The sequence below is a fragment of the Acinetobacter tandoii DSM 14970 = CIP 107469 genome (assembly GCF_000400735.1).
Classification (GTDB): domain Bacteria; phylum Pseudomonadota; class Gammaproteobacteria; order Pseudomonadales; family Moraxellaceae; genus Acinetobacter; species Acinetobacter tandoii.
Window position 1 is genome coordinate 54,388 of record NZ_KE007377.1, and the last position, 4,015, is coordinate 58,402.

General features: G+C 41.8%; 3 protein-coding genes. All 3 read left to right on the forward strand.

Annotation, left to right across the window (positions count from 1 at the left end):
• On the forward strand, positions 1 to 217 hold a 217-nt coding region (locus I593_RS19435; protein ID WP_154653761.1), incomplete at its 5' end, for an IS3 family transposase.
• Between the two features lie 141 nt (positions 218 to 358).
• Positions 359 to 1,222: an OmpA family protein gene (locus I593_RS19440; RefSeq protein WP_016165543.1), complete on the forward strand. Its 864-nt coding sequence runs from the start codon at positions 359 to 361 to the stop codon at positions 1,220 to 1,222.
• A 42-nt stretch (positions 1,223 to 1,264) separates the two neighbouring features.
• A partial coding sequence (locus I593_RS19445) for an Ig-like domain-containing protein (RefSeq protein WP_016165544.1) occupies positions 1,265 to 4,015 on the forward strand: 2,751 nt, incomplete at its 3' end.

Sequence of the window (4,015 nt, forward strand, 5' to 3'; positions counted from 1 at the left end):
AGTGACCGAAAGCTTCTTTCATACATTGAAAGGTCATGTGGTCCATGGCAGTGTGTTTGCCACTCGAAAAGAAGCGAATACAGTCTTGTTTGACTATATTGAGATTTATTACAATCGGGTCAGAAGGCATTCCGCAAACGGCTGGTTAAGCCCAGAAGCCTTTGAACAGAAATATTTTAAGAATTTAGAGGGATTTGTTGTCCACGATACTGTCTAGGATCACATAACTTGCTTTGCTTTTCTTAGTCGAAAATTAAATTGGGTTATGTCCTTTTTATTTCAAAGACTTAAAAAGTTGAGATTCGCGTAAATATGTCATACGAATCTAATAATACATTAAGTCTACCAAGGGTTGTTTATGTGGAAATTATCGCTTTTAACTACTGTAATTTCATTGGTGGTAGCCTCTTGTGCATTTGATCCTTACTCAAAGCCTTCTGCTTTACGGTTTCAAAATAATAAGCAAGGTTATAATCAGGAGATCAATGTCAACAGAGATGCTAAATTATGCGCAGGGGATACAAGAGATGAACAGAGTTGCCCAATTCATTTCTATATTGACAGTATTGAATCAGGTAAATTCTATATCAATAATACGGCAAAGTATTATTTAAAACCAGAAGTTTATAATTTCAAAGTTAAAAATTGTAGCGGCGAAAAAAATTGTCAGAGTTGCGATGTCGACTTGCGGCCAGATCAATTAAAAGATCGTAACTTTATTCTTTCTGTAGATGCTGCTGGTGTACCTTTTATTTCAAATAATGGTCATCCTTTGGCTTGTAGACAACAGCCAGCAGCTCAAAAGCCTGTCGTTGCTCCTGTTGAGCATACTGAAACAATTGATTTGGCAGCCGATACATTATTTAAATTTGATGGTTCATCTTTAAATGATTTATTGCCTAAAGGCCGTCAGGAAGTTCAGGACGTAGCATCAAAAATTTCAACAGGTTTTGTTTCTGTCAGTAAGATCATATTGGTCGGTCATACGGATCGTCTAGGAAGCGAAACTTATAACCAAAAACTTGGTCAGAATCGTGCTGAAACTGTACGTAGTCTGCTTGTTCAAAATGGCGTATCCGCAAATATTATCTCGGTGGCAAGTGCAGGGAAGAATCAACCAGTCACGGACGGCTGTCCTACGGTTAAATCTCGTGAAGCACTAAAAGCATGTTTACAGCCCGATCGTCGCGTGACGGTACAAATTACGGGCATTACCAAGTAATTCAGCATTTAAAAGTTTCAACGAATATAGGCCACACAGAACATGACAAATTTTATTGTAGTAGAAAAAGATTCTTTAAATAAAGTATCTATCAACACGCAACATATCACTTTAACAGAAGCATCAATTGTCCATACCAAAATGCATCGTAATGATGTAGCAGAGTTTTTACGTGATGGCAATAACCTGATTTTAAAGTTAAATAATGGTGAAACTGTCCTTATCGAAAACTTCTTTGTCGTATATGACAAAGTTGATTCTGATCTGGTTTTTGAAGAAGATGGTTGTATCTTATACTGGTTTGATGGTGTTTCTGGTTTTAAGGGAATACCTGGGCTTGAGGTCTTATTACCTGCTAGTGCGGCAGGTGGGTCTTTACTGCCATGGATTATTGGTGGTGGTGCTGTTATTGGTGGCATCATTGCAGCCGCAGGAAGTGGCGGTGGAGGGGATAAAAACGCATGGCCAATCGCCGTTAAGGATGAAATTACAGGTGTTGAAGATACCCCAGTTAATGGCAATGTTTTAACTAATGATCGTGATCCTGATGGAAACGCAATCACAGTTACTCAATTTGTTGTGGAGGGTAAAAGCTATAATGCAGGCCAAACCGTTACAATTGATAAAATTGGCGAGCTAACGCTCAATGCCGATGGAACTTATCACTTTGTCCCTGCGACTAACTGGAATGGCACCGTTCCAACAGTTACTTATACAATTAGTGATGGCCAGGGTGGAACCGCTTCAGCGGAATTGGTAATCACCATTACACCTGATGCAAATCCTTCGATTAGCATAAAAGATGAAAATGGCGGCAGTGAAAATCCGAACAATACTACTGATACATTAATTGAACAGGGGCATGTTACTGTATATGAACAGGGTTTAACTGATACATCGGGTTCAAATAAAGAAACGGGTAGTATTACGATTGGGGCTGGTGATGGCGTAAAGTCTGTTACGGTTGGTGATACCAATATTTTGCTAACAGATCTGGAAAATGCCTCAACTACACCGATTATTATCAACACGCCTCATGGCAAGATCATCATTACTGACTATACGCCAAATGGTCAGGAATTTAATGGCGTATCTACGGGTGGCACCATTACTTATGAATATGAACTAGATCAACCTGTTACCAACGATGCATCACACACCGATAACTTTCTGGAAGAAGTCGGTATATCTGTGACAGATCAAAGTAATATTGTGAGCAGTGGCAGTCTAGTCATTAGCATTATTGATGATGCACCACTTGCCAAAAACGACATCGATAATGTGGCTGCTAATCAATTTACCCCTGAAACTGGAAATGTACTGACGGGTGTTGGTACGAGTAGTGGGGCTACAGGTGCAGACAAAATTAGTGCCGATGGAGTGAGCATCTCCACAGTGGTTAGTGATAATGTATCTGCTAACGTGGTAACAGATGATGGCACAACGCTGACGATCGAAGGGCAGTATGGTACTCTAATACTCAATAAGACCACAGGTGAATATAGTTACGAGCGTCATGAAGGTACGCCGGGCGGTGTAAATGAGGTATTTACTTATACATTGGTTGACGGTGATGGGGATAGCTCAACAGCTAACTTGACATTAGTCATTGGCAATAGTGCGCCTCTTGTTACGCTTCCTTCGAGCGATGGAGAGAGTACCAAAGTCTATGAATCAGGTTTGAATAATGGTGGCTCTAAAGCATCTACTGATAAGGAAACAACAAGCGGTACAATTGCTTTTACCTCTCCAGATGGTTTGGCTTCTCAAGATGCAGTGAAGTTAGGTGGGCATACCCTAACGACAGCAGATCAAACATTCTCGGATGGTTTAACTGCACGCTATGAATACAATTCGGCAACTGGTACAGGCACTATCCACTATAGCTACACACTTCCTGCGAATACGTCAGGTGATAATGCCAATGCAACATTTGCAGTGGAAGTGACAGATATCGATGGCGATAAAACAGCTTCGGGTGATCTGGTTATTAATATTATAGATGACGCACCTGTTGCGAAGCCTGACACGAATAGCATTACAGAAGACAGCGTCCCTAACCCGGTAAGTGGCAACGTACTGACAGGAGGCGTATCTAGTGGAGATACAGCTGATACCCAAGGCGCAGACAAAGCCAACGTCAGTGGAGTACAGGCTGGAACAGTTGCATCAGGTGAACACGTAGCAAATGGCGCATTGAATACAGCAGTGAATGGAGAATACGGAACATTAATTCTCCGTGCTGACGGTAGTTACACCTACCAATTAAATAATAACAATACGGATGTAAACGCCCTTAAAGATAACCAAAGCCTCCAAGACGTATTTAGCTACACCATTACCGATGGAGATGGAGATAAATCGACAGCGACCATTACCATCACCATTGACGGACATACCGATGGCGCACCTAACGTGGTTATCACTGATCATAATGGATCAGCGCTTGGTGCGAACAGTATTGCCGAAAATGCAACGACCCCAGTACAAGGCGAGTTTACCGTCAACGCAGCAGATGGACTGAAATCTATCACGATTGGTGGCACGACCATTCTGACCCGCGAACTCTTGGATCTATCCCCGACCACACCAAAAACAATCGCAGGTACAGAGGGAACACTGACCCTTACCGACTATGATCCAGTAACAGGCAAAGTCAGTTATAGCTACCAACAAAGTGACAGCAGCAAAGACCACAGCGGTGGTGATACTAGCGTAAGCGATACTTTCCCAATTGTAGTGACAGACAATGCCAATGAAAGCTCAGCAGCGACGAATCTGGTCATTCTCATC

Excerpts from the sequence above, each read along its gene's own strand:
- I593_RS19440 (WP_016165543.1), top strand. The coding sequence starts at position 359 with ATGTGGAAATTATCGCTTTTAACTACTGTAATTTCATTGGTGGTAGCC.